Below are 24,406 nucleotides of genomic sequence, written 5' to 3' on the forward strand. Positions count from 1 at the left end.
TGATACAATTTATTAATGGCTTACAAGGAAAATTTGCATATACATACAAAATCCCGTTTTGTAAAATGGGGCTTTCCTCCACAGAAAAGCCCCATTTTTTACTTGCGATGCCGTTAAAAATCGAAATTGTCCGGATCCGGTCCGATTCGTTTGTTCAAATTAAGCGCATCAATTTTTGCCATTTCCTCCGCCGTTAGCTCAAAATCGAAAATATCTGCATTTTCCTTAATGCGCTGCGGCGTTACCGACTTTGGAATTGTCACTACTTCATTTTGCAAATCCCAACGAAGAATGACTTGCGCTGGGGTTTTCCCGTATTTTTTGCCAATCTCGACAAGCGTCGCTTCTTGCAAAACTTCCCCTCTCATCAATGGCGACCATGCTTCAAGCTGAATGCCGTGCTGCTTGCAAAACGCATGAAGCTCTTTTTGAGTCAAGCGAGGATGATATTCCACTTGATTGACCATCGGCTTAATCTCGCAATCGGCCATTAAATCCTCTAAATGGTGGATGTGGAAATTGCTGACGCCAATCGCGCGCACACGTCCATCTTTATACAATTTTTCTAGCGCTTTATATGTTTCTTTATATTTTCCCTTAACAGGCCAGTGCACTAAATATAAGTCCACATAATCAAGGCCTAACTTTTTCAAGCTTGTTTCAAACGCTTTCAATGTTGTTTCATATCCTTGATCGGAGTTCCACACTTTTGTCGTGATAAATATTTCCTCGCGCGGAATCCCTGATTCGCGAACCGCTTTCCCGACTCCTTCTTCGTTTTGGTAATATGCCGCCGTGTCAATATGGCGATAGCCGATTTCCAACGCGGTGCGCACCGCATTAATGACTTCTTCACCATCTTTCACCTTATAAACCCCAAGTCCAAGCCACGGCATTTGCACGCCATTATGCAATGTGACACGGTCTTGCAGATGTTTCATATTTTTCTCTCCCTTTCAAAAATTTATTTTAATTTTATTATCTTGGCATACGTGAAAAAAAGCAAAATATATGCATATGCATAAAAAAAGATGAGGATGAGCCTCATCTTTTATTGTTGCATTCCATTTTTTACCCATTGCGCGACTTGGACAGTGCGACGTGCTTGATGTTTCACAGCTGCTTCCACATTTTCTACCATTTTTCCGTTTTGATCGACGGTCACGGTCGTTCCATACGGGTTTCCACCCGCGGCAAAAATAGATGGATCTGTATATCCAGGCGCTACGACAATCGCACCCCAATGGTACATTGTTGTATATAGTTGCAAAATGGTTTGTTCTTGGCCGCCATGCGCGTTTCCTGCAGATGCCATCGCGCTGACCACTTTGTTGGCAAGTTTTCCTTGCGCCCACAATCCGCCGGTCGTATCTAAAAATTGTTTTAATTGGGAAGGGACATTGCCAAAGCGAGTCGGCACGCTGAAAATAATGGCATCTGCCCATTCCAAATCTTCCAATGTAGCTGTTGGAACGTCTTTTGTCGCTTCCGCGTGCGCCTTCCACGCCGGATTTGATTCAATCGCTTCTTTTGGCGCGAGTTCAGGAACTTTTACTACTTTTACTTCTGCTCCTGCTTCTTTCGCCGCTTCTTCTGCCCATTTCGCCAATTGATAGTTCGTGCCTGTTGAGCTGTAATAAATAATTGCTAATTTTACGTTCGCCATCGTCCATTCTCTCCTTTATGCGGATTTTTTCGGCAAATGACCGAATGCTTCACAAATTTGCTGGAACTTTCCAATCGTAATTTGTCCGTTTTTTCGCATTTCATTCATTTCCTTATTAAAGGCCACATAAACACTTAATTCATAAATCTCGAACTCAAGATTTATGATATAAAACGAATTCGTTCTTGTCAACCGAAAACGAAAAATTGCTTTTCTGCCGTATTCAGCAAGAACTCGCAGTGAATCGGCAGAAAAGCACATAGATGCAAAATTGCTAAAGTTCACTTTGCCACAGCTATATTCGTTCTATCCTCATTTTGTTCTGCAGAAGGATGAAATTCGTCTTCCATTTTGGAAACAACAACCGTCGCTACCGCATTGCCAATGATGTTCGTAATGGCGCGCGCTTCTGACATAAAGCGGTCAACACCAAGCAACAATGCGATTCCTTCCACCGGAATCATTGGGAACGCCGCTAACGTTGCAGCAAGCGTAATAAATCCGGAACCTGTAACACCAGCTGCCCCTTTCGACGTTAACATTAAGATTCCAAGCAACGTAAGCTCTTGCCAAATCGTTAAGTCAATACCATAAGCCTGTGCAATAAAAATCGCCGCCATCGACAGATAAATCGATGTTCCGTCAAGGTTAAACGAATAGCCAGTCGGCACAACAAGCCCGACAACCGATTTAGAGCAACCGTACTTTTCAAGACGCTCCATCAGTTTTGGAAGCGCCGACTCAGAAGAAGATGTGCCAAGCACAAGCAAAATTTCTTCTTTGATATAAGCGATAAATTTGAAAATGTTAAACCCGTAAAATTTCGCGATCAATCCGAGGACAACGAAGATAAACAGCGCCATCGTAATATATACAGAGCCCATTAGTTTTCCAAGCGACACTAACGAACTGATTCCAAACGTGCCAATCGTATACGCCATCGCGCCGAACGCCGCAATCGGCGATACTTTCATCACCATATTGACGACGCCGAAGAAGATGTCCGTTAAACGTTCAAACAACGCGACAACCGGTTTCGCTTTTTCTCCCAATGCCGCTGTCGAGAGGCCGAACAAAATCGCAAAGAATAAAATTGGCAGCAATTCCCCTTTCGCAAATGCCCCGATGACGTTATCTGGAATAATGCTAAGCAAAAACTCAATGACACCGTGATTCACTTCTTCGGCTTGTTTCGTATATTGCGACACATCTCCGCCTTTTACCGCATCTATATTAAATCCTACCCCCGGTTTGATTAAATTAACGACAATAATCCCGATCGCCAAGGCAAACGTCGTCACAATTTCAAAGTAAATAAGCGCTTTTCCACCGATTCGGCCGACTTTTTTCAAATCCCCCATGTTGCCGATTCCAATCACAACCGTGAAGAAAATGATCGGCGCAATCACCATTTTGATTAACTTAATGAATGCGTCCGCAAGCACTTTTAATTTCGCGCCAAATTCAGGAAATAAAAATCCAACAATAATTCCTAAAATAATTCCAATAATCACTTGGACGGTTAAATTTTTTAATTTCCCCCGCATTTCTCCCTCTCCTTCCGTTGTCTTGATAACGCTTTCATCTTGTCTGTTTTTTATGTTAACGCAATGTTCAGAAAATAAAAATATTATGTTAATAATGGTCTTTTTGATCTTTTTGGTCTCCAAAACAACAAACGGCCCTATGTTAAAAGGCCGTCTATTTGTCTCTGTGTTTTATTTCGCGAAGCAGCTTATCGCCAAACTCTTTTTTAAATTGATCATACAAAGGGGAAAACCGCTGTTCCCACTGTTTTTTTCTTCCTCCGATAGCTTATGGATATGAATATGTTTGTTTTGTTCTATTTTTTTTAACTCCTCTTCATTCTGCCTTTTCGATTGCTGCAAATTCCATACCGTCGTTTCCTGCATCGCCTCTGTAATTTTTTGCTGAATGTCTTTCGGCAAACTTTCCCAAAACGATTTGTTCATCATCACGGCATATCCAAGATACCCGTGATTGCTAATCGTTATATACGGCTGAAATTTGTAAAAACCTTTCGAATAAATATTGGAAATCGTATTTTCCTGTCCGTCAAATTCATGATTTTCTAAGGAACGATATACATGATTAAACGAAACAACAATCGGATCGCCTCCCAACAAACGAAATTGCCTTGCAATCACTTCACTTGGCATGATGCGGAAGCGCAATCCGCGAAAATCGTCAGGGCGGATCAGCGGCCGAGCCGTGCCTATCATTTGTTTAAAACCGTTGCTCCATAATGCCAATCCTTTAATTCCTTTTTCATCTAGCATCGCTAAAAGCTGTTTCCCTACATCTCCCGTAAACGTCCGCTCCACATCGCGATAATCTTGAAATAAAAACGGCAAATCTAACACTTGCCATTCGGGGATTAATTCCGTCACATTCGAAAACGCCGGCGCAATCATTTGCACGTTACCGCGCAACAATGCATCCATTTCCTCGCCGTCAGAATATAAGGAACCGTTCGGAAATACTTCTACTTTTACACGACCATTTGTTTTTTTCTCGACAAGATCGGCAAACTTTTGCGCCGCTAATCCTTTCGGTGTATTTTCCGCTACTACGTGGCTAAAATAGATAACAATTTGCTTTTTTAGCCCTTGTTGTTCATCATCATACACCATATTTTCATTGCGAAAATGCGGTGTTAATAAGAGCCATGCACTTCCTAAACAGACCAGTAAAACAAGAAACAACATCCACCATTTCTTTTTCATGTTCCGCACCGTTTATATACGTTTTTACTCAAATTTTATCATACTGTTGCAGAAATGCTAAAATAAATACAAATTATTTATTTTCCATAAAGATGAGGTATTTATAGCAATGCATCGGTTATCTATCCGCTGGAAAATCACCATCTTAATTTTCTTTATCGTTAGCTTTTCCTTATTGCTAAGCGGATTGTTTGTCATCGGAGACTTTTTTCACACAAAAGAAGAAGAATTGCAACAACGTGCATTATTGACGGCAAGGACGGTATCCGAGCTTCCCGAAATCAAATCACACATTGTCGGAACGGAAGAACAGCGCGCTTCCATCAATGGCATTGTCGAGCGCGTTCGCATCATTCATGACGCCGACTACATTGTTGTCCTTGACATGAATAAAGTTCGTCTTTCCCATCCCGTCCCATCCATGATTGGACGCGTTTCCCGCGGTGCCGATGAAGGCCCTGCGTTTGCAGAACATACTTACACATCGAAAGCCCGCGGCGAAATTGGCACCGTCATTCGTGCGTTCGTTCCAATTATGAATAAAGATCATCAACAAATCGGCGTTGTCATTGCGGCATATCGATTGCCAACTTTTTTGGAAGTGATTTATGCTTTAAAAGAAGAGATTTTGATTGCGACAAGCCTTTCTCTATTCATTGGCGGAATAGGGGCTTGGCTGCTCGCTTCCCATATTAAGCAACAAATGTTTCAACTGGAACCTCATGAAATCGCCAAACTGCTTGTCGAACGGACCGAAGCCTTTAACGCAATGCACGAAGGCGTTATCGCGATCGATAGCGATGAAAACATCACGATTTTTAATGACCGGGCAAAACAGATGCTCGGCGTTAAAGGAGATGTGATCGGCAAGCCGATTCGCTCTGTTATTCCCGACACGCACCTGCCGGAAATTTTGGAAATTAATCAGCCTATTTATAACAAAGAACTGCAAATAGGAAATTTAACGATTTGGAGCAACCGCATTCCGATTAAAGTCAACGGCAAAACAGTTGGGGCGATCGCGATTTTCCAAGACCGTACCGAGGTGAAGAAACTCGCCGAAGAGCTGACAGGAGTGAAAGCGTTTGTCAGCGCTTTGCGTGTGCAAAATCACGAATATATGAATAAGCTGCATACAATCGCCGGATTGATACAATTAGGTCATCAAGAAAAAGCGCTCGAGTATGTCTTTCAAGTGACGGAAGAACAAGAAGAACTAACCCGGTTTTTAAGCAAACATATTAAAGATGAAAGCATTTCCGGCTTGCTCTTAAGCAAAGTCCGCCGCGGCAAAGAACTGGGCATTCGCGTCACCATCGACCGCCATAGCCGTCTCCATGCTTTTCCGTCTCCGTTGGATCATCATGATTTTGTCGTCATTCTTGGAAACTTGATCGAGAACGCGTTTGATTCGTTTCAAGGCATTACGGATCGGGAAAAAGAAATATATGTAAGCATTGAGCAAAACGAGGAAATTTGTTCACTTTCGGTGGAAGACAACGGCCAAGGCATTGACCCAGAGCATCTTGACCGTATTTTCGAGGAAGGGTTCTCCACCAAAGGCAAAAATGGGCGAGGCATCGGTTTGTATTTAGTCAAGCATATTGTGGAAAAAGGAAAAGGGCATCTGGATGTGAAATCGGAAAAAGGAAAAGGAACAATATTTACGATCACTTTTAATATGTAAGGAGGGGAGAAGATGTACCGCGTCTTGCTGATTGAAGACGATCCGATGGTGCAGGAAGTAAACCGTCAATTTATCGAACAAGTGGAAGGGTTCACCGTTATCGGAAGCGCCGGAAATGGCATGGAAGGGATGCAACTAATCCGCGATCTCCATCCCGATTTAGTGATTATTGATATTTATATGCCTCATAAGGATGGCCTTGAAACATTAAAAGAAATTCGCTCGGAAGGATATGAAGTAGATGTTATCGCTATCACTGCGGCAAGCGATATCGACACGGTGCGGCGCGTATTGCAAAACGGCGCTTTTGATTACATCATGAAACCGTTTAAATTCGAGCGTCTCAAACAAGCGTTGGAAAATTATCATTCCTTCCGTCAAACGCTGAACGAAAAAGAAACATTAACGCAGAAAGAGTTAGACGCTCTTCTGCAAACGGCAGAACCTCAAATGCTCGAGCCGCGCAACGAACTGCCAAAAGGTTTGAACGAAGTCACATTACAAAAAATCGTTCGGTATCTTCGCAAGCAAACGGAACCTGTTTCCGCCGAAGAAGTCGCCGAAGGGGTCGGCATCGCGCGAGTGACGGCACGCCGCTATTTAGAATACTTAGAAAAAAGAGGAGAAGTCAGCCTCGATGTTCAATACGGCGGAATTGGACGCCCGGTAAACCGATATATGATGAAACACCACATATAGGCAAAACGGGCTATACCGATGAGCGTTCAATAAAACGAACAGGCAACTTTTCCGTTTTCCTCGCGATATTCCCTGTTTCCATATAATGATAAATAAGGCGAAACGCTTTTATTCCCATCAGCGCAAGCGGCAGTTCGATCGTCGTAATTTGCAGCGGTTCGGAAATCGGATGGTTGTCAAAACTAACAATCGCAAGATCAGCGGGGATCTTCACTCCTTCCTTTTTCCCCCATAACACGATGCCTGCCGCCACTTGATCGCTCGATACAAGCAGCGCGCTCGGCTTTTCCGGCAACGACATCCATTCATGAACGACGCGTTTTCCATCTTCCATGTATAAACAACGATCAAAAATCCACTCTTTTCGCGGCTCAACGCCAATCTGCCGCAATGTATCATAATATGCTGCTTGCCTAGCCTTGCTATTTGCCCCCGTCGTTCGTCCGATGCAATAGCCGATATGGCGATGGCCTTTTTGAATCAAATAACGCAACGCTTTCGTAAACGCTTCGTAATGATCAATATAAACGGATAAAAAGTCTTGATCTCGGACATCTTCGCACAACACGATTGGTCCATCTTGCTTATATTCTCCAATCACGTTCCAGTCCGCTACATGCGAACAAATAATAAGTCCGTCGACTTGTTTCATTCGCATCATTTCCAGAGCTTCTAGTTCCTTTTCCATATCGTAATTCGTTTGAAATACTAACAGATGATACCGATGGCGAAGCGCCTCTTTTGATATTCCTTCCAATACTGTAGCGAAATACGGATGATTCACATATGGAAGCACGACCCCGACGATCGACGTTTTCCCTTTCGCTAAATGGACCGCATTGATGTTTTTTGTGTAATTTAGCTTTTCTACTGCTTCCCATACCGCATTTCTTTTCTCTTCCCGCACGTAAGGATAGCCGTTTAGCACCCTTGACACCGTTGCCACGGAAACCCCTGCTTCTTTTGCAATTTCTCGAATATTTGCCATCCTCTTCACCTTTTTCAAAAAAACTATTGCATTGAAATGCGTTTCATACATTATAGTTTGAGCAAACGAACAAAGGGGGATTTTTTTCTATGAATGGAATATTCATTTATCTGCTTTTATGCCTCATTGAATGGTTTGGAGCACACATCGCTTTACAGGCAAGCTCCAAAGCCGAACAGGAATACTACAACGAAAACGACCCATTTAAAACGTTCTTTATGTAATTCTCCGATCTAGTAAAGAGAACCTTTTGCTTCATTGCTTCACTTCGATTGGCTGATAGCGCTCCACTAAATTCATTCGTTTCAATCATCAGTTGTTCTAACAGTCTGATTTGCGGATTGCCCGTCCATACTATTTACCATTCATCATTCTCTTCTCTAAATTCATTGGGGCAATCCGCATCTCTTTAATTGATTGACAAAACCCACGTGAATGACAAACGATACACATACATGACTCCAACAGCTTCTCCACCATATCATAAAACTTAACTATGATAAACACCATATCAAGTCAACCATAAAAGAAAAATCCCTAAAAAACAAGAAACTCATCCTTTTCTTCAAAAAGAAAATGATAAGTAAACGTTTGTAATATCGCAAAATCGGTGCCAGCGATCTTATACAGAAAGATGTTCTTTTTTGTAGAAAGAAAAAGCGGCCACTCCTACAAATAAAAACACTCTGCATGTGACATGCAGGTGTTCGTTCATCTTTTCGGAAAAATTATTTCAAAGCGAGTTCCCTTTCCTAATTCGCTGTGCACTTTGACCTTTCCATTATGTTTCTCAATAATCCATTTGGCGATGGAAAGTCCTAATCCTGCTCCATCTGATTTCGTACGTGCTTTATCGCTTTGGTAAAACCGATCAAAAATTTTTGGAATCTCTTCTTTTGCAATGCCAATCCCATTATCTTGCACCTCAAGAATGATCGAAGAAGCGGTTTGACGACAAGAAAGATGGATGTGCCCTCCGTCTTCCGTGTATTTCATCGCGTTATCTAATAAAATAATCAACAATTGATGAATGCGTTCTTTATCTCCTGTAAACTGAACAGGAGTTTTCACATCTAGCGTAATTTCTTTTTGTTGATAAGAAGCAATTTCTGCATAGTGGTCGACCATTTCCTTTAATAGCTCATCAAGCCGAAACGGTTCTTTCTTGACCTCGATTTGATTCGAATCAGATCGCGCCAACATCAATAAATTAGCAACTAATCGTGAAAGGCGGCGACACTCTTTTGCAATGACGGAGATATCGCCAATTTTTTCTTTAATAGTGGCGGAAGGAGACCGGAACAATAAATCCGTTTTCGCTTGTATTACCGCTAACGGAGTTCGCAATTCATGTGAAGCATCCGAAACAAATTGTTGTTGTTTTTGCCATGCCTGCTGAATCGGCACAAGCGCTCGCCCTGCGAGAAAATATCCAGCGGCTATGGCACAAAGTCCCCCGATTACGCATCCGGTCACAATAATCAACAAAAGCTGATTTAAAATTTCTCTTTCGGAATTGATATTTCGCAAAATTTGCACGGTTATTTTTCCAAGCTCCGTATCCACTTCGATCGCAATCGTCCGAAAATAAAAGTTTTCAATATTTACATCGTATAGTTCATTCATTTGCTTAGGAGGAACAATATGTGCCTGAGTAAAAATCGTTGTGTCGCGATTCATGTCCATCATTTCGCCTTTTTCATTCCAAATCACGATAAACACACGTGGATCTCGTAAAAAAGGAACGTTGCTTCCCCATAATTTTCCATATACTATTCGTTCCGCTACCCTCATCAGTGCTGCATCCACTTCTTGGTACAAACGGGCATGCATATACGAATATAATGCTGTTCCTAATACGCTAATCAAAACGAAGAAAACTAACGAATTTAACAGTGTCAGTCGAAGATGAGTGCGTTGGAACATCGTTTTCTCTCCTATTCTATTCGTCTGTTAACATATATCCAACTCCTCGAACCGTCTTAATATCTGTATGATAGCCAAACGGTTCAAGCTTTTTACGAAGTTGATGAATGAACACCTCGACAATCGCAATCGTTGTATCCGAATCAAATCCCCACACCCGATCATAGATTTGTTCTTTCGTTAAAATCGTTCCCTTATTATGGATAAGGTACTCTAATAATTCGTATTGTTTTGCTGTTACTTTGATGGGATGACCATCTACAATAATATCCTTTTCTTTTCCGAATAGTTCAATCCCGCGATAGCGAATGGTCTGCTTTGTCGTAAAACCGCCACTGCGCCGTAATAATGCCCGAATGCGTGCCTTCAGCTCAGGGGCTTGAAACGGTTTGACTAAGTAATCGTCCCCGCCGAAATCTAAGCCTTTTACCCGGTCTTCGAGGGAATCTTTTGCTGTTAAAAACAATACTGGTGTCTCAATTTCTTCTTTTCGGATTCGTTGGACAATTTCAAAACCATCTATTCCCGGTAACATTACGTCTAATATAATGGCATCATAAATGTTTTGCAATGCTAAAAATAGCCCTTCCTCACCATCTGTGGCGCTATCAACAACAAACTCATCAGATAAGATTTCAATTATCGCTTCAAGCAAATCCAGATGATCTTCAACGACTAATAGCCTCATCAATTGCTCCTCCTTTCTCCTATGACTAATAATAAGATAAAGCGGTCGCTGAAAGCGATCGCTTCATACGGCTGAATTCTCGTATTTTTGGATTGAAGACTCTCCTGCGTCAACCAATCTTCTTCTCTGAAGTGACAAGCAACTTCTGCGTTAAAGAATATTCGGCTTCGTGGCTATTGGCACCGCCTCCTGTCCCGATCGGTTCCGCAACGTTTAGCGATTTCGAAACACAGGCATTTCTGAGCAGAAAAACATTTTTTAGCCTTTAGTCACTCTTCCCCTCTCCCTTGGCTTTTCTATTCATATCTTAGAGCCTGAATCGGATCAAGTTTTGCTGCTTTGTTGGCGGGAAATACGCCAAATACCACTCCGACGAGAAGCGAGAATAAAAAGGCAATCAGAGAAACGGAAGTAGAATAAGAAATCGCCAGCCCCATCGCAGCTGCTAGCACTTTCCCAATGATAAATCCGAGTCCCACGCCGATTACTCCTCCTAGAGCGCTTAGCACAACAGCTTCAATTAAAAATTGCAGCAAAATATCTCTCCGCTTCGCCCCGATTGCTTTTCGAATCCCGATTTCCTTCGTTCGCTCTGAAACAGACACAAGCATAATATTCATAATCCCGATTCCGCCTACTAAAAGAGAAATGCCGGCGATTCCTCCAAGCATCAGCGTCATCGTGTTGGTTACCGAACTCATCGTCTCCATTAAATCTTGCTGGTTAAAGACGCTGTAGCTATCTTCGTTGTTAGGAAACATGCGTGCTAATGTTCTCTCGACTTGTGCCATAACAAAATTGACTTGTTCTGCATTTTTTCCTTGAATGTATACCGTTTGAATGCTTGTGTTTTTTACCAGCCTCTGTGCAGTCGAAAGCGGCATGATAATCACATCATCGCCGCTTTGTCCAAGCGAACCACCTTTTGCAGCAAGAACTCCGACTACTTTAAACGATGTACCTTCAACTTGTACATATTTTCCGACCGGATTATCCAGACCAAATAGTGTCTGCGCTGTGTTAGCTCCTAAAACGACAATTTTTTGCCGATACTCTACATCAATATCGGATAAAAATCGACCTTGGCTGGCTTGAACATCGCGCACAGTTTGATAGGAGGCGGTTGTGCCAATTAAAGATACTTGCGCAGATGTCGTGCCATTTTTCACATTGACCCGTCCGGACACAACTGGAGCAATTTCTTTTACCCCTGGAATATCTCGAATTTTTTCAACATCATCTGTCGTCAATTTGACGCTATTAGAGTTCATGACGTTTACTGTTAATAAGTTCGTTCCTAGCTGATTAATTTGATTTGTTACTTGTTTGCTCGAACCTTGACCAATCGAGATAAGAACAATGACAGAAGAGACGCCGATAATAATTCCTAACATCGTTAAAAATGACCGCAATTTATTACCTTGAATACTGCGCAGCGCCATTTTAACGGATTGAATAAGTCCCAACGAAATCACCTCTCTCTTCAAACAATTGGCCATCTTGAATACGGACAATCCGCTTTGCTTCGTTTGCCACTTCCCAATCGTGCGTAATCAAAATAAGCGTATGTCCCTGCTCATTTAATTGTTTCATGATTTGAATAATCTCTTTGCTCGTCTTGCTGTCGAGCGCCCCTGTCGGCTCATCGGCAAGCAAAATCGGCGGATTGCCGACAAGGGCTCGAGCGATGGCAACCCGTTGCTGTTGTCCTCCAGAAAGCTGGTTAGGTAAATGATGGGCGCGATCTTTTAAACCGACTTTTTCCAGACATTCATAAGCGATTTTTTGGCGTTCCTTCGCTTTCACTCCACGGTATAATAAAGGCAGTTCGACATTCTCTAACGCCGTTAGTTTTGTTAATAGATGGAAATTTTGAAAAACGAAGCCAATTTTTTCGTTTCGAATGGCCGCAAGCTCGTTGTCTGTCATTTTTTCTATTTCTTTTCCGTCGAGAATATAGCTCCCTGAGTCAGGGCGATCAAGGCAGCCAATCATATTCATGAACGTGGACTTCCCTGAACCAGAAGGACCGATAATCGCAAGAAAATCTCCTTTTTCAATTTGAAGAGAGACGCCTTGCAATGCGTGAACCACTTCTCCTCCAAGCGTATATGTTTTTGTCATATTTTCAATTTGAATAATCGGTGCAGCCATTCTCGATCATTTCCCTCCATTCATTATTCTACGATTTATGCCGCCCGGAGCGCCCATGCCCGGCATTCCGCCCATGCCACCCATCATTCTGCCGACGCGCATTTGTTCATTATTCAAAGACGAAGCGGATACTCTTGGCAACTGGACAACCTCTCCTTCTGTGAGACCTTCCGTAATTTCTACATAATCTTCATTGTTAATTCCCGTTTTCACTGCTTGTCTTTTCACCGTTCGCTGCGTTACGTTGTCCTCTCCATCCGATGATGGATTAGCAACAAGCACAAACTTTTCGCCATTTACTGTATGAACGGCTTCAATCGGCACATATAACACATTATCTTTGCTTTGCACTAAAATGCTTGCTTCGGCCGTCATCCCGACTTTTACATTCGTTGGTTTGTCAATATGAATAGTAACATCAAATGTCGAAACCCCGTTCGACACAGTTCCCTCATTTGCAATCGATGTCACTTTTCCTGTATATGTTGTATCCGGAAATGCATTTACCTTTATACTTGCGGTTTGTCCCACTTTTACTTTTGGAATATCTAACTCATCGATTTGCACCGTTACTTGCAAGTCATCATAATTCGTAATATGGGCGACAACTTGGCCGTTTGCCACACGCTCTCCTTCCGCTACATTGAGTGATGTGACTGTTCCATCTGCTGGTGCTGTAATTGCATCACTTCCATCCGTAAATGTGATTAACTCTTGCCCTTCCTTCACTTTCTCTCCTTCAGAAACAAGTACTTCGTCTACTTCTTTGGTGGCAGTCGCTTTGATATCCGTACTCGTGACAGGTTGAACCGTCCCAGAACCACTTACTTTCACTTCCAGTTTTCCTCTTTGTACAGAAGCAGTCTGTACCTGCGCCATCGTTGGCTCTTCTTTTCCTTTGGCAAAAAACCATACGCCTCCTCCAATGATTACAATCGCAGCGACGAAAATGACCACCCATTTTTTCAACACCGATTCTCCTTTCTTTATCTATAAGTAACTTAGATAAGCCTATTATGTAGACTGTTTCTTAATTTTTTCTTAACTTTCATCCGAAAAGAAAAATTGCTGGAAAGTGACGTACGAAAAAAGGTTTCTCCCTCACAAATGACGAGATCTATTTCCAGCAGTCCCTGCTTCATGCCAACGATCATGTTCGCGATGTTTTTCGTATTTTCCATTACTGCTTTGCTCGGATGAAGGCACGGCGTTTTATAGTTGACAACCGTTACCCGCACCGTATCGTTGCTGCTAGAAATATCGCCGTATCCCATATCGATCTTCCTCCTTGCCTGTTTTGACTGGTATAATAAGTAATATATAAATTAAGGAGGAATGATCGATGCAATTAACTTGGAAACCATTGATAACCGCCGCCATTGTAATCGCTCTAGCGTCAGGGTGTGGAACGAAAGAAACAAGTGAAGTAAAACAGACAAATCCTTCTAATAATGACGCAGGCCAAACAGAAACTGCACAATCCGACACAAACACAAACCAAACGGAAACGCCGCAATCGGACCATACAGGACAATCAGGAACATCACAACCTTCTTCTAAAAACGAAAGCAGCTCCTCGGAAAACGGCGCCGCTAACGCAGGAGAAAGCAAACAACAAGAAGCGCGCCCTTCCGAAATGCAATTATCTTATATGGCTGATGGAAAAGAAGTGAAAGAAACTGCCACTTTAAAAACAAGCGATAACCAAGGGTTTTCTTTATATGTGCTAAAAGGTTGGGAACTTGATGCCGAAGAGCCGCATTCCGATGTGTTGCTGCGCGGTAACAGCTTCATCAGAATCCGCCTTCTTCAAACGGAAGGAAATGAAACAGATTACGCGAAATTAGCAGAAGAACACGCGCAAGCAGTGTCTTTCGACGCCGTTCGCCAGGATAGCGCAAATCTTCCAGAATCATTGAAAGGAGCTGCTTGGTATACAGCGCACTCGGACAACATGACGGTTCATGTCATCGGCACAAGCAAACCTGTTCCTATGCTGGTGATGATTCAAACTCCAAAAGATCAAGAAGAACTTGCGCCTATTTTAGCGATGATCGAAACAATACAGAAAACGAATTCGGCTAAGCCGGGCGAAGAAGCAGCGTCAACCAGCTCGTCCAATTAAATATTTTTCAAAAAACAAGATCCCGTTTTCATGCAGAAACGGGATCTTGTTTGTATAAGATTGATTATTGTGTAAATTTTCGCTCTTGGTCCAGCGAATTTAGATTTTGGGAAAATCAAATTGCTTTTTACGCAAATTCTCGGACTCAATCAAAGCAAAGGCAGAGGGTTCACAGTAAACATTATCCTTTAAACTTTTAAGAGGGGGACAAAATTGGTTAGTTTTGTAATCCCCCTCTCACCTAAAATCTGATTCCTGCCAAACGGCAGAGTTTGTAATTTTAAAACAACATATTTCATGTCTTTGGTTAACAATTCCAGTCACAGCAAGTCCTTTTGCGTTTCCGTTACGCTTTTACCGCTGCTTCAGCCTGCTTATCGATCCCCCCATCAACTTTGGCGTTTAACACCCGTTGAATGCATTCCACCCCTTTCTCTTTAGACCCTAGAGGGTTACCTGGAGAAGGCACGATAGCCTCCCTTTAAAAAATCCCCTAAGGGTGATTTGCCTATCCTTAAATCCAAGCCCAATCAAAAGAAAATCTCCTATCATCTGTTCATAGGAGATTATACAAATTGCTTACTTTCTTCTTTGCGAAAGAACGTTTTCATCGCATGAAATACATCAGATTTTTGTTTGAGAACATAATAACGGAATTTCTCATCTTTAATGTTTTTATAAGCAGACATTAGCGTTGAGTGACGGTTGTACTGATACAACTATATTCCCTATACACTTCTGTGTATTAATAACAGCCAATAAAATTATATGTGCGGTATGGAATATTTACTTTCACAGGATAGTAATATATTTTTAAAATCCTTATTTCGCCAATACGAAAGACCCTTGTTTTCAAAAAAAAATGCATGTTCTATTCATTTTGTAGTCAATTTGATGTCCACGTGGTCAAGAAGTCCAGAGTTTTTACTCCGCCCTCTTTTTTATGAACAAACATAGCCTGTCAAAGCAAGCAAGCCTATTTGCTATTCTAAACTAAACCAGAGTTCATCCTCCCAATCACGTTGCCATACAATTAACGGTGTATCATCTTCATCTACTAAGAAGGCCACCCATCCTTCAACTTCTCCGCCTTTATACACATTCGCTGATAACTTCGGCTCTGGTTCGATAACGATAGGATTCTCGTAAACAACACCTTTACTACTTACTGCCTCGAATTTAGCTGAGTTTATGTCATATGTAGAAAAGGTTTTTCCCTCAAATTCTAATAACTTAAATCTAAATTTGGCTAATATATATTTTTTTCCAATAGGTGGTTCATCATTAAATATATTCGCCTCTCTAATCATATCCCACGCCAGTTTACCATCAGTTATCACATCGGTTAATTCCATTTCATACTTATGATATCCATTTAACCAGTCATCAGTTTCTACAACCAAGGTTTCTCCAAGTTTCGCCGGACGTTCTTTCGAATTAACAGGTACTCTAAACGATGGATCTAAAACACGGGCAAAAAATACGCTAAAGTGCGCTCTGGTAACTGTATTATTCGGCTTAAATGTGCCATCATCATAAATCTTCGTAATACCATTCGCCGCTAACGCACTAACATAGCTGTAGAGCATTCCGGAAACATCGGTAATTTTACCGCTATATGTTCCTTTTAAGTTGTATGCTTCACTAAAGCAATGGCCATATCTGCACGCGAAAGTGCTGCATAAGGTCTAAATGTTTGGCCTTTCGGAAAAATCCCTTCATCAACAACAGCAGCGATCGCATTATATGCTTCTTTATCTAAATTTTTTATGTCTTTAAATCCCGGATTTGGTCTATTGGACGTATTTAAACCTAATGCTCTTGTAATCATTACCGCTGCTTGAACACGTTTGACAGGTTCATCTGGCCTAAATGTGCCATCATTATATCCTTTGATGATACCTTTACTGCTTAAAAATTCAATTTCTTTCTTTGCCCAATAATCATTCGTCACATCCTTAAACTTTGATGCAGCCTCTGCTTTTGGTGTAAAAAACGCAATTATCAAAGCAAAAATAAGAACAAAACCATAAAACTTCCTCATATCATATCTCCCTTTTATTCCATTTATCTCACAAAATATCAAACAAATTTTGTGTCGAATGATGTCATAAAAATAAAAATCCCCCGCCAAACGGCAGGGAATAAAGCCAGATTTCCCAGCTCTTAAAAGTTATGTTCGTGCTTCTCGTAACTTCGCTTGTAGCTGTTTAATGCCCGTTCGTAAAAATAACTTTCACTTTTTCAGCGTTTTATTGGCTTTAACCTCTCTGAATTCACAATTGTGTGTAGCCGCTGCCGTATAATACCCAATAATTCTTTATCAACGGATATTTCAGGAACGTTTTCTGGAATGGTCCTTCAGCTTTGATCGGGAGACGGCGCGGGGATTAGTAATAGCACTTCTGATGAATGACGGTGTTGACGATGTCGATGAAGACTTTGTCGTCGATCTGGAACGGTTCAGAACAAACGGGACAACGCAGTCTGCCGACAATCTCGAACATGGAACCACCTCCCATATTCTTTCCACATAAATAAAAAATCCCCTGCCAAATGGCAGAGTTCTAGCTTGGCAACAAAATTAACAAGCTGGGAGCCGATGTTTTTTAATGTAATAATACCATTTTACATGAATTAGATTATTAGCAGTGCAATTAATTAAGTATATATATCTATTAAATAAATGCGGAATTTTCTTATCAGTTGATGAGTTTGTCCAATCTAACTCTTTTTAAGAGCATACCTTAAAAGTAGGGATCGCAATTAGCCATCCCTCTAATATTCAATAGAAGGAGGGGAAACATCTATGTGTTGGGGATGTGGAAGATATAGCAGTGCAGGATATGGTGGTGCAGGATATGGAAGCTACGGTGGCGGTGGCTTCAATTTTACGTTGATTGTTGTATTGTTCATTTTATTAATTATTGTAGGAGCTTCTATTTGGAGCTAATTAATAAGCCTAACGTGCTTATAAAAACCAGATTGCTTACCATAAATAGGAGGTGTTAGATATGAGCGCTTTTGCCTTAATTGTCGTCTTATTTGTCTTACTGATCATTGTAGGATGTTCTTGCACAGGTTTAGGCGGCTATTAATTCCCCCACAAGGTGACATTCAAACACTTTCTTAGATTTTAACAGAAATAGTTGGCTTTGCTTATTGAAAAGGACAGATCTTTAATGCTCTGTCCTTTTTTGAAAATATCTACTTGGACAAACACTTGAGAAGTAAGTCCATCATCTAGTGTACCGACTAACGTAAAATCACTGTATCCTGTGTCTCCTATGAGGCACCTTATTCACAAAAGTGGATAAGACTCGTTCATGTACTCCTAGCCAAAGTCTCCTGTGTAAGAAAGGAGGAATAAAGTGGAACATTTAGTTCGAAGATATCAGGGAGAGCCGGTTGAGGTTATAGATCGTTATGGCAGAGTTCATAGAGGAGTAATAGACGGAGACCCACCACCAGGAGGAATGTTTCTCCGCACTGGCTTTGGGAGAAGATTTATCCCGTTTTTCTTAATCGCTGCTCTTTTTCTTTTAAGATTCGGAAGACGGCGCGTTTTCTAAACTAAACTTTGGTTCAACATTTGGAACATCAAAGGTTATGGCATTAAACGTTTCTTAACTTCTCCCTAATATTAGTTGATTATGCAGCAAGATTATCCTAAATTATTAAACAAGCATATTAGAAGTCCTGCTTATACAAATCTGTCACCAAATTCGCTGCCAAAAATGCAGTCACGTGGTCAAGAAGGTCGGGGGCCTACTCCCCGCCTTCTTTTTTTGTCAAAAAGACCTACTTAAAGCGATAAATCCCCTTCTTGAATGCGCGCCTCGATCATCATTTTGCAGACGCGATGTGGTTTCGTCATCAAGAGAACAGGTTCGATATTGTTGGGAGCGAACAATCCATTTTCTTGATTCCAGGCAACCTTTCATATCGCTTCTTAAAATCCTCATAGGGAAACGACAGATTTATTGGGTTGCACCGTGTCCATTTAAAAGTGGCATCCTCTCGCCTATTTCAGATAAAATTTCTGCTGGTCACTGCCATATGTCATATTATTGCTAAAATTTTTTATATTAGTTCCGATAATAATATTAGCAGAAAAAATTTCTCAAGGATGGTGTCATGAAGTGGAAAATGTGGAAGAAAAGGAAAAAACGAATGTTGAGAATATAGAGCTATTTGATGCATTTCTAAAAGTGGCCCCATACTTGAACCAACTTGTGCATGAAGACATTACGGTCGGAATTTATGACACGGAAAAGTTAATTGTTAATTATCCGGCCAAAACATTCTCTTTAAATGTAAAACCTGGTGATCCTTTACAAGAAGGCGACATCATCACAAATGCGATCAAACAAAACAAGCTTCTCTCTGCTATTGTTCCAAAGGAGCTTTTTGGTGTTGGCTTAATTGCAAAGGCAATGCCTATTCATGACCATAACGGTCGTGTTGTAGGCGGTATCGGAATCGGAGTTAATATGGAGAAGGCTATGCAATTATCGGAAATCTCTTCTAATCTTTCGGCAGTCGTAGAGGAAGTAACTGCAACGATCCAATCAATGGCCGATTCCATCACCGAACTTTCTAATGAAATAAAAACAATTTCAGAAAAGGCTAAAGAAGCAGCCGAAAATGTTGGTAAAATCGAAGGAATTTCGAATTTGGTAAAAGAAATTGCGGATCGAAGTAATTTGTTAGGACTAAATGCTGCTATTGAAGCTGCAAGAGCAGGAGAACATGGTAAAGGTTTTTCCATTGTAGCGAATGAGGTACGGAAAATGGCCAACACCTCGAAACAACATGCCGAAGAAATCAATGAAAAAACAAACCAAATGAAGAATCTTATTAAGCAGCTGAACGATTTTATTCAATCAGTAAATGAAGAATCTAGCACCCAATCAGCAGCTATTGAAGAGCTGTCTGCTACAATGCAAGAAATCAATACAAACATCCAGATGCTTGCAGAAATAGCGAGACAAAATATCGAAATAGAGAAATAAAAATTAGGAGGCTAAGTTCATGGTAAATTTCAAGTTATTAAATAAGCAATATATCAGTGGAGAATGGAAAGATGGTACTAGCAACAGACAACTGGTAGATTTTAATCCATACAACAATGAAGTTATTACAACATTTACATGCGCTAGCTTAAAAGACGTTGATGAAGCCTATCGGTCAGCCAAAGAAGCCCAAAAAAAGTGGCAACATACGAACCCTATTGAAAAAAGAGCTGTTTTTGAAAACGCGGTAAAATATATTGAAGAGAATAAGGGATCTATTGAAAACATCATTATCGAAGAGCTTGGTGGAACAAAACTGAAAGCAGCTTTTGAAATTGATCTTGTTATCAATATGATTAAAGAAGCATCTACATATCCTTTTCGAATGGAAGGAAAAATTCTGCCATCACCAGTTGATGGGAAAGAAAATCGCCTATATCGCATTCCGGTTGGAGTTGTCGGCGTGATTAGTCCTTTTAACTTTCCGTTTTTCCTTTCTATGAAATCGGTCGCTCCCGCATTAGGAGCAGGGAACGGTGTTGTCCTAAAGCCACATGAACATACACCTATCACCGGTGGAACGCTCATTGCCAAAATTTTTGAAGAAGCAGGTCTGCCAAAAGGTCTGCTAAATGTTGTTGTAACTGAAATTGAGGAAATTGGCGACGGATTTATTGAACATCCAATTCCAAAGGTTATTTCATTTACAGGTTCGAGTAAAGTTGGAAAACATATCGGTGAAGTTGCCGGGCGTCATTTGAAAAAAGTCTCATTGGAGCTAGGAGGAAATAGTGTACTGATTGTCCTGGATGATGCTGATATTGATCTCGCTGTCAGTGCAGCGGTTTTCAGCCGCTTTACACATCAAGGGCAAATTTGTATGTCAGCGAATCGGATTATCGTTCATGAAAAAGTATATGATGAATTTTTAACAAAATATGTACGTAAAGTAGCTAGCTTGAAATGCGGTGATCCAAGAGACCCTGAGACGATTATTGGACCGTTAATGAATGAAAGACAAGTTCAAATGATTGTCAACCTTATTGAAACAGGCATAAAAGAAGGCGCAACACCTATTTTAAAAGGAGAAGTGAAAGGAAATATTGTGGAACCTGTCATATTTACCGATGTTACTCCTGATATGACGATTGCCAAGGAGGAGCTTTTTGGCCCAGTTGTATGCATTATGAAAGTCGAAAATGACCAGCAGGCAATTGAGTATGCTAACAACAGCGATTTTGGTTTAAGCGGCGCCATCCATACATCCGATATTGAACGCGGCGCGGAGATGGCGAAACAGATTGAAACTGGTATGATTCATATTAATGATGGAACCATCAATGATGAACCAATAGTTGCATTTGGCGGAGAAAAAAATTCAGGGTTAGGACGACTCAACGGCTCGTGGAGCTTGGATGCGTTTACAACTTTTAAATGGATTTCCATTCAACATACGCCGAGAAAATACCCATATTCGTAATCATGATAGAGCCGGTATCCGTCGTCCACTAAATGAGCAAATCGCTCATAACTCTTTTGATACACAAAGGGTTATAAAAGCTGGAGAGCTTTTTCTTTCAGCTTGTCAACAAAGCCAAAAGCTCAGCCCTTCTCCGATGAGAAGGGCTTTTAATTTTTGCTTTCAAGTGATTAATAACATGTTACAATTGGTTCAGCACAGTTACATAAAAAAGAAGGTGCGGTGATTAAATGTCAATAAGATGGTGCTGCAAAACTAGAGTAAAAACTCGAAGTTATGCATAAGGATACAGCATAACACATGCAGTAAATATCGATGAAATCCATACCATCGCGGCTGTTCCACCCCGTCACTTTTTAACTCATTAAATACCCGTTCTATCTCGCGGCGAAGTCCAAACAGCCATTGGCCAAATCTCGTTTTCAAAAAGACAGGAACAACCCGTCCATAGGCATCTTTTCGCTCCTCGCTATTGCGGCGGTTGATAGGGGAAATGAATAGGATTCCTGACTGCTCTGCAGTTTGACGAACCTTTTCGCTGTCATACGCGGCATCGCCCAATACCAATTCGATATCCCACTGCTTTAAAGAAACAAGCAATTCTGGTGCTACTGCCGCATCATTTCGATTTGCGGTGGTCAACACATGAGATAAAATGATTCCCTCGGCAGTAGTGCACAGATGGAGCTTATATCCTTTAAACCAGTGATATCGGGTGGACACTCCCCACTTTGCCTGTGAATCGTAAAGACTGCTTCGAAGGGCCGTGCTGTCGATCAGCACGATTTGCGGATAACGTACTTCTAGATCTTTGAGCAGCTGTGCATGAAAAACAGGAAATCCTTGTTCCCTAAACCACTTCGCCGCACGGGAAAACGTAGAAAGGTGAGGGACTTCACCAAGCCCACAGGCCCGTTGAAAACAGCGAAAACGCTGCAGAATGCGCACTAATTTTCGCAAGGAATCAATGGAAAAATAGGTTTTCAAAAAGAAACATTTCAACAACGATTTTTTCGATACTGGCGGCCTTCCTGTCACATACGATGTTTCCGGCAACGACAGCGAGTCGATATATCGAAATAAGGATGCTAAAAGTGGATCAATTTCATAAGGCCATGCATGTTCGTTGTTTAAATTGGAAATCATGATAGTGTCCACCCCTTGGAGAGTTGTTTTTTGGTCACTGTATATGATTTCCAAGGTGGTGGATTTTTTATGTGTATTTATGCATTCGTTATACGTTTTGCAACACGTTCAATATATTGAAAAAGAATACGAAACAAGCAGAGTGATAAATCAACTAGGCATCCCTTCTCCTAATGTAAAAGAACTTACGGAACTGGACAATAAACGGGGCATCATTTATGAAAACATAATCGGCAGAAGCTTTACACAAGTCTTATCCTCCCAGCCGTTATTACTTAAAAAAATGCCCACTTTTTCGCGAATTTACAAGCTTCATTCCACGAAAAGAGAACGGATAAACTGCCTTCTCAAAAAGAATACCTCTCTCAGAACATCTCCGGAACCGACCTGTTAAACAAGGAAGAAAAGGAGCTGATTTCGAATTATTTAATGCAGTTACCAGGCGGTAACAAAGTTTGCCATGGTGATTATCATAGCGACAATATTATTATGATGGATGGCGAAGCGAAGGTACTTGATTGGATGACTGCCACTTCGGGGAATCCATGCGGTGGACATATCCCTGTCAAGTAGACAGTGTTTAGAAAGACCCTCTCATCAGCTTCATCCATCATAGTTGATTGGGTTTTGTCAGTGTCAAGGAAATCACTTGACACTGACAGCCCATCAACTAATTGGCAGACAAGCTGATGGAGGAGCTATTCTAGTCATCCGTGATTCCTTGTGTTATGCACATACCTTCTTTCTGTATTGTACAGGGCTAAGATATGTGAGTTTCTTTTGAATGCGCCTATCATTATAAAACTCCATATATTTATGAACAGCTGCTTCCAGGTCATCCATGGAGTGAAATTCCTCAAGATATATACATTCTGTTTTTAGATGGCTAAAAAAGCTTTCTATACAAGCATTGTCTAAACAGTCTGCTTTTCTGGACATACTTGGAATAATACCATGTTGTTTGAGAGTTGCGTGGTATTCATGGGATGTGTACTGGAACCCTTGGTCACTGTGTAAAATGGTTCCATTCACATCTCGTTTTTTTATTGCTTCGTCTAAGGTATCAAGAACCAGTGGAACATCATTTCTTTTACTGATTCGATATGAAATCACTTCCCTGTTAAAGAGATCATAGATAACGGATAAGTATAGACGCTGGTTGTCCCAAAGGAGACAAGTAATATCTGTCACCCATTTCTCATTCGGTTTACTCGCTGTAAATTGTCTATTTAATACGTTCGGTACCGTCATTCTTTCCGAACCTTTTCGGTAGACCTGCTTTTTTCTGCGAATTTTCGCCTTAAGATTCATTAGCTTCATTAAGCGATAAATACATTTGTGATTGATTCTCCACCCGTATTCCCGCAAAATGTATGCCTTTACTCTTGGATAACCATAAGTTCCATTGGATACTTCATAGGCTTCCACGATCAAATTCATGATGTCTTGATTTCTTAAATCTCTCACTGTTGTTACATTTTTTCGTTTCAGCCACTTATAATAACCGCTTCTGGAAACACAAGCTATCTTACATAATAAAGAAATAGGATAGGAGCTACTAAGATCATGAATGATGGAATAGAAGACGGTTTTGTCTCTGGTTTTCACCTCCTTTTCAAGGCAATAAGCTTTTTTAAGAATTCATTTTCTGCTTTGAGTTTTCGATTTTCTTCTTCTACTGTTAATGGCTTCTTTCTTGGGCGGCCCCGTTTAGAGGAAATGGTTTTTCCTCTACGTTCTTTTAGTCCTTCTTCTCCATACTGTTGATAGTTCTTTACCCAAATGCGTACCCTTTTAGGATCTTTGATCCCCATTCTCTTGGCCACTTTTCGATACCCTAATTGTTCATTCAAATACATCGTCACTGCACGTAATTTAAATTCAAAACTATAGCTTGTGTATTTTGCATCTGATTTATCCAAAAAAATCCCTCCTGTATAGCAGTGTGTCCTTTTTCTACACTGTCTACACAAGAGGGATAATATCAGTCAGAGTGACGCCCCGCTTCAACAAAATGTCCACGATACAACATAGCATGTCCGAAACAAAATAATCTGTCGTTTTCCTGCCAAAATCCTTCCGTTT

The 24,406-nt window shown here is 41.0% G+C and carries 25 protein-coding genes and 2 pseudogenes; 9 read left to right on the top strand and 18 right to left on the bottom strand.

Translation table 11 applies throughout. The features are described from left to right. Positions 1 to 113 precede the first annotated feature (113 nt). The 4 genes and pseudogenes from MWM02_RS16045 to MWM02_RS16060 all read right to left on the bottom strand — a co-directional run bounded on the left by MWM02_RS16045 (position 114) and on the right by MWM02_RS16060 (position 4,413). Positions 114 to 941, bottom strand: a complete 828-nt coding sequence (locus tag MWM02_RS16045; RefSeq protein WP_064552662.1) for an aldo/keto reductase — start codon at positions 939 to 941, stop codon at positions 114 to 116. Positions 942 to 1,051: 110 nt separating this feature from the next. Beyond that, positions 1,052 to 1,666 carry an NAD(P)H:quinone oxidoreductase gene (gene wrbA, locus MWM02_RS16050; protein ID WP_064552663.1) on the bottom strand — a complete coding sequence of 205 codons (615 nt, stop codon included), beginning with the start codon at positions 1,664 to 1,666 and terminating at the stop codon, positions 1,052 to 1,054. Positions 1,667 to 1,947: 281 nt separating this feature from the next. Continuing rightward, positions 1,948 to 3,213 carry a dicarboxylate/amino acid:cation symporter gene (locus MWM02_RS16055; RefSeq protein ID WP_244402436.1) on the bottom strand — a complete coding sequence of 422 codons (1,266 nt, stop codon included), beginning with the start codon at positions 3,211 to 3,213 and terminating at the stop codon, positions 1,948 to 1,950. A 154-nt stretch (positions 3,214 to 3,367) separates the two neighbouring features. Continuing rightward, positions 3,368 to 4,413 (bottom strand): annotated as a pseudogene (locus MWM02_RS16060) (TRAP transporter substrate-binding protein). A gap of 109 nt (positions 4,414 to 4,522) precedes the next feature. On the opposite strand from MWM02_RS16060, the gene MWM02_RS16065 reads away from it, so the two are divergent. Then, complete coding sequence (locus MWM02_RS16065) at positions 4,523 to 6,100, top strand: ATP-binding protein (RefSeq protein WP_244402437.1); 1,578 nt, start codon at positions 4,523 to 4,525, stop codon at positions 6,098 to 6,100. Positions 6,101 to 6,112: 12 nt separating this feature from the next. Then, positions 6,113 to 6,799, top strand: a complete 687-nt coding sequence (locus tag MWM02_RS16070; RefSeq protein ID WP_064552668.1) for a response regulator — start codon at positions 6,113 to 6,115, stop codon at positions 6,797 to 6,799. A 10-nt stretch (positions 6,800 to 6,809) separates the two neighbouring features. Here MWM02_RS16070 and MWM02_RS16075 read toward each other — a convergent pair whose 3' ends face one another. Further along, entirely contained in the window at positions 6,810 to 7,787 is a 978-nt protein-coding gene (locus MWM02_RS16075) for a LacI family DNA-binding transcriptional regulator (protein ID WP_064552669.1), read from the bottom strand. 89 nt (positions 7,788 to 7,876) lie between these two features. On the opposite strand from MWM02_RS16075, the gene MWM02_RS19415 reads away from it, so the two are divergent. After that, positions 7,877 to 8,011, top strand: a complete 135-nt coding sequence (locus MWM02_RS19415) for a hypothetical protein (RefSeq protein ID WP_256462189.1) — start codon at positions 7,877 to 7,879, stop codon at positions 8,009 to 8,011. A gap of 487 nt (positions 8,012 to 8,498) precedes the next feature. Here the strand turns inward: MWM02_RS19415 and MWM02_RS16080 are convergent, their stop codons facing one another. The 6 genes from MWM02_RS16080 to MWM02_RS16105 all read right to left on the bottom strand — a co-directional run bounded on the left by MWM02_RS16080 (position 8,499) and on the right by MWM02_RS16105 (position 13,829). Continuing rightward, a complete protein-coding gene (locus MWM02_RS16080; protein WP_244402438.1) occupies positions 8,499 to 9,713 on the bottom strand; it encodes a sensor histidine kinase in 1,215 nt (404 codons plus the stop codon). 16 nt (positions 9,714 to 9,729) lie between these two features. Beyond that, positions 9,730 to 10,401 (bottom strand): response regulator transcription factor, encoded by a 672-nt coding sequence (locus tag MWM02_RS16085; protein WP_064552671.1) that lies wholly within the window; start codon positions 10,399 to 10,401, stop codon positions 9,730 to 9,732. Positions 10,402 to 10,697: 296 nt separating this feature from the next. Then, a complete protein-coding gene (locus tag MWM02_RS16090) occupies positions 10,698 to 11,867 on the bottom strand; it encodes an ABC transporter permease (protein ID WP_244402439.1) in 1,170 nt (389 codons plus the stop codon). Then, positions 11,845 to 12,555, bottom strand: coding sequence for an ABC transporter ATP-binding protein (locus MWM02_RS16095; RefSeq protein ID WP_275973739.1), 711 nt, complete (start codon positions 12,553 to 12,555; stop codon positions 11,845 to 11,847). Before MWM02_RS16095 ends, MWM02_RS16090 begins: the two co-directional genes overlap by 23 nt. 6 nt (positions 12,556 to 12,561) lie before the next feature. Beyond that, positions 12,562 to 13,524 (bottom strand): efflux RND transporter periplasmic adaptor subunit, encoded by a 963-nt coding sequence (locus tag MWM02_RS16100; RefSeq protein ID WP_244402440.1) that lies wholly within the window; start codon positions 13,522 to 13,524, stop codon positions 12,562 to 12,564. A gap of 32 nt (positions 13,525 to 13,556) precedes the next feature. Continuing rightward, positions 13,557 to 13,829, bottom strand: coding sequence for a hypothetical protein (locus MWM02_RS16105; RefSeq protein WP_244402441.1), 273 nt, complete (start codon positions 13,827 to 13,829; stop codon positions 13,557 to 13,559). Between the two features lie 68 nt (positions 13,830 to 13,897). Here MWM02_RS16105 and MWM02_RS16110 point away from each other — a divergent pair, with 68 nt between their 5' ends. Next, a complete protein-coding gene (locus MWM02_RS16110) occupies positions 13,898 to 14,680 on the top strand; it encodes a hypothetical protein (RefSeq protein ID WP_244402442.1) in 783 nt (260 codons plus the stop codon). Between the two features lie 346 nt (positions 14,681 to 15,026). Here the strand turns inward: MWM02_RS16110 and MWM02_RS19420 are convergent, their stop codons facing one another. The 4 genes and pseudogenes from MWM02_RS19420 to MWM02_RS16125 form a co-directional block, all read right to left on the bottom strand. After that, the gene (locus tag MWM02_RS19420; protein ID WP_256462190.1) at positions 15,027 to 15,149 is read right to left on the bottom strand and encodes a hypothetical protein; all 123 of its coding nucleotides are present in this window, start codon (positions 15,147 to 15,149) and stop codon (positions 15,027 to 15,029) included. A 97-nt stretch (positions 15,150 to 15,246) separates the two neighbouring features. Next, positions 15,247 to 15,393: pseudogene (locus tag MWM02_RS16115) on the bottom strand (sporulation protein YhbH); the annotation flags it as partial. 270 nt (positions 15,394 to 15,663) lie between these two features. After that, complete coding sequence (locus tag MWM02_RS16120; RefSeq protein WP_244402443.1) at positions 15,664 to 16,269, bottom strand: S-layer homology domain-containing protein; 606 nt, start codon at positions 16,267 to 16,269, stop codon at positions 15,664 to 15,666. Between the two features lie 38 nt (positions 16,270 to 16,307). Further along, positions 16,308 to 16,724, bottom strand: a complete 417-nt coding sequence (locus tag MWM02_RS16125; RefSeq protein WP_244402444.1) for an S-layer homology domain-containing protein — start codon at positions 16,722 to 16,724, stop codon at positions 16,308 to 16,310. A gap of 765 nt (positions 16,725 to 17,489) precedes the next feature. Here MWM02_RS16125 and MWM02_RS16130 point away from each other — a divergent pair. The 4 genes from MWM02_RS16130 (at position 17,490) to MWM02_RS16145 (ending at position 21,175) form a co-directional block, all read left to right on the top strand. After that, positions 17,490 to 17,633: a YjcZ family sporulation protein gene (locus MWM02_RS16130; RefSeq protein ID WP_081260449.1), complete on the top strand. Its 144-nt coding sequence runs from the start codon at positions 17,490 to 17,492 to the stop codon at positions 17,631 to 17,633. Between the two features lie 61 nt (positions 17,634 to 17,694). Further along, positions 17,695 to 17,778 carry a YjcZ family sporulation protein gene (locus tag MWM02_RS16135; protein ID WP_081260451.1) on the top strand — a complete coding sequence of 28 codons (84 nt, stop codon included), beginning with the start codon at positions 17,695 to 17,697 and terminating at the stop codon, positions 17,776 to 17,778. A gap of 1,044 nt (positions 17,779 to 18,822) precedes the next feature. Next, complete coding sequence (locus MWM02_RS16140) at positions 18,823 to 19,695, top strand: methyl-accepting chemotaxis protein (RefSeq protein WP_064552677.1); 873 nt, start codon at positions 18,823 to 18,825, stop codon at positions 19,693 to 19,695. Between the two features lie 19 nt (positions 19,696 to 19,714). Then, positions 19,715 to 21,175, top strand: a complete 1,461-nt coding sequence (locus MWM02_RS16145) for an aldehyde dehydrogenase family protein (protein WP_244402445.1) — start codon at positions 19,715 to 19,717, stop codon at positions 21,173 to 21,175. Between the two features lie 255 nt (positions 21,176 to 21,430). On the opposite strand, the gene MWM02_RS16150 is transcribed toward MWM02_RS16145, so the two are convergent. Next, a complete protein-coding gene (locus MWM02_RS16150; RefSeq protein WP_244402180.1) occupies positions 21,431 to 22,321 on the bottom strand; it encodes a transposase in 891 nt (296 codons plus the stop codon). Positions 22,322 to 22,735: 414 nt separating this feature from the next. On the opposite strand from MWM02_RS16150, the gene MWM02_RS19705 reads away from it, so the two are divergent. Then, a complete protein-coding gene (locus MWM02_RS19705; RefSeq protein WP_481861779.1) occupies positions 22,736 to 22,894 on the top strand; it encodes a phosphotransferase in 159 nt (52 codons plus the stop codon). Between the two features lie 153 nt (positions 22,895 to 23,047). On the opposite strand, the gene MWM02_RS16155 is transcribed toward MWM02_RS19705, so the two are convergent. Together MWM02_RS16155 and MWM02_RS16160 are read right to left on the bottom strand one after the other, a co-directional pair. Then, a complete protein-coding gene (locus MWM02_RS16155) occupies positions 23,048 to 23,929 on the bottom strand; it encodes an IS3 family transposase (protein ID WP_244402446.1) in 882 nt (293 codons plus the stop codon). Further along, the gene (locus MWM02_RS16160; RefSeq protein ID WP_244402447.1) at positions 23,926 to 24,243 is read right to left on the bottom strand and encodes a transposase; all 318 of its coding nucleotides are present in this window, start codon (positions 24,241 to 24,243) and stop codon (positions 23,926 to 23,928) included. Before MWM02_RS16160 ends, MWM02_RS16155 begins: the two co-directional genes overlap by 4 nt. Positions 24,244 to 24,406: the final 163 nt, after the last annotated feature.

Origin of the sequence: Parageobacillus sp. KH3-4, assembly GCF_022846435.1 — a bacterium.
Lineage (GTDB): Bacteria > Bacillota > Bacilli > Bacillales > Anoxybacillaceae > Parageobacillus > Parageobacillus thermoglucosidasius_A.

What these genes read in the sequence shown, in the direction of transcription:
- MWM02_RS16045 (WP_064552662.1), bottom strand. Translation starts at nt 941, where the DNA reads ATGAAACATCTGCAAGACCGTGTCACATTGCATAATGGCGTGCAAATG.
- wrbA (WP_064552663.1), bottom strand. Translation starts at nt 1,666, where the DNA reads ATGGCGAACGTAAAATTAGCAATTATTTATTACAGCTCAACAGGCACG.
- MWM02_RS16055 (WP_244402436.1), bottom strand. Translation starts at nt 3,213, where the DNA reads ATGCGGGGGAAATTAAAAAATTTAACCGTCCAAGTGATTATTGGAATT.
- MWM02_RS16065 (WP_244402437.1), top strand. Translation starts at nt 4,523, where the DNA reads ATGCATCGGTTATCTATCCGCTGGAAAATCACCATCTTAATTTTCTTT.
- MWM02_RS16070 (WP_064552668.1), top strand. Translation starts at nt 6,113, where the DNA reads ATGTACCGCGTCTTGCTGATTGAAGACGATCCGATGGTGCAGGAAGTA.
- MWM02_RS16075 (WP_064552669.1), bottom strand. Translation starts at nt 7,787, where the DNA reads ATGGCAAATATTCGAGAAATTGCAAAAGAAGCAGGGGTTTCCGTGGCA.
- MWM02_RS19415 (WP_256462189.1), top strand. Translation starts at nt 7,877, where the DNA reads ATGAATGGAATATTCATTTATCTGCTTTTATGCCTCATTGAATGGTTT.
- MWM02_RS16080 (WP_244402438.1), bottom strand. Translation starts at nt 9,713, where the DNA reads ATGTTCCAACGCACTCATCTTCGACTGACACTGTTAAATTCGTTAGTT.
- MWM02_RS16085 (WP_064552671.1), bottom strand. Translation starts at nt 10,401, where the DNA reads ATGAGGCTATTAGTCGTTGAAGATCATCTGGATTTGCTTGAAGCGATA.
- MWM02_RS16095 (WP_275973739.1), bottom strand. Translation starts at nt 12,555, where the DNA reads ATGGCTGCACCGATTATTCAAATTGAAAATATGACAAAAACATATACG.
- MWM02_RS16105 (WP_244402441.1), bottom strand. Translation starts at nt 13,829, where the DNA reads ATGGGATACGGCGATATTTCTAGCAGCAACGATACGGTGCGGGTAACG.
- MWM02_RS16110 (WP_244402442.1), top strand. Translation starts at nt 13,898, where the DNA reads ATGCAATTAACTTGGAAACCATTGATAACCGCCGCCATTGTAATCGCT.
- MWM02_RS16120 (WP_244402443.1), bottom strand. Translation starts at nt 16,269, where the DNA reads ATGCTCTACAGCTATGTTAGTGCGTTAGCGGCGAATGGTATTACGAAG.
- MWM02_RS16125 (WP_244402444.1), bottom strand. Translation starts at nt 16,724, where the DNA reads ATGAGGAAGTTTTATGGTTTTGTTCTTATTTTTGCTTTGATAATTGCG.
- MWM02_RS16130 (WP_081260449.1), top strand. Translation starts at nt 17,490, where the DNA reads ATGTGTTGGGGATGTGGAAGATATAGCAGTGCAGGATATGGTGGTGCA.
- MWM02_RS16135 (WP_081260451.1), top strand. Translation starts at nt 17,695, where the DNA reads ATGAGCGCTTTTGCCTTAATTGTCGTCTTATTTGTCTTACTGATCATT.
- MWM02_RS16145 (WP_244402445.1), top strand. Translation starts at nt 19,715, where the DNA reads ATGGTAAATTTCAAGTTATTAAATAAGCAATATATCAGTGGAGAATGG.
- MWM02_RS16150 (WP_244402180.1), bottom strand. Translation starts at nt 22,321, where the DNA reads ATGATTTCCAATTTAAACAACGAACATGCATGGCCTTATGAAATTGAT.